Annotated in this window: 1 protein-coding gene; it reads left to right on the forward strand. The window is 37.2% G+C overall.

Annotated features, from left to right (window positions below):
- The first annotated feature begins 81 nt into the window (after nucleotides 1–81).
- On the forward strand, nucleotides 82–336 hold the full coding sequence (locus ACS8FD_RS25100; protein WP_439260417.1) for a heavy-metal-associated domain-containing protein: 255 nt from the start codon (nucleotides 82–84) through the stop codon (nucleotides 334–336).
- Nucleotides 337–500 lie beyond the last annotated feature (164 nt).

The following is a 500-nucleotide window of genomic DNA, read 5'->3' on the forward strand; positions in this document are numbered from 1 at the left end:
TTAAAGCAAGTGGATGATTTAGTAAAAAGCTTTGAGGTGTTAGATACTCATTAATGGATAAGTAACAAAGAGGGCAGCACAATGGCGATTCAGACAGCACAAGTGAGTATTGAGAATATCGATGACGCTGAAGGATTAGACAGTGTCATGATAGCGTTAAAGAACATCACAGGGGTCACTGCGATAGATCTTGATGCAGCGAGTAGCATCGCAACCGTGCGCTACGATGATACCGATACCAGTATTCACGCCCTAACAGCTGCGATTAGTACGGTCGATTATGTGACCCAGCCATATCCTATTGATGCACCGCAAAATCCAAATTATGATAATTAAATAACCTTATCATGTTAGCAAAAAGCTATTATTCTTTAATAAAGTGATAACCAAAAGGTGTTGTTGTTAACGATGATTCGGCTTATGCTAGTCGAACGTTGTTTTGATAAGTCTTTAATAGTTAATTACTAGATTTTCATACAAGCAATTCATTAATTTATAAT

This window comes from Psychrobacter sp. 1U2, assembly GCF_051847575.1.

Bases quoted from the DNA above. Each gene is read 5' to 3' on its own strand.
- ACS8FD_RS25100 (WP_439260417.1), top strand. From the start codon at position 82: ATGGCGATTCAGACAGCACAAGTGAGTATTGAGAATATCGATGACGCT.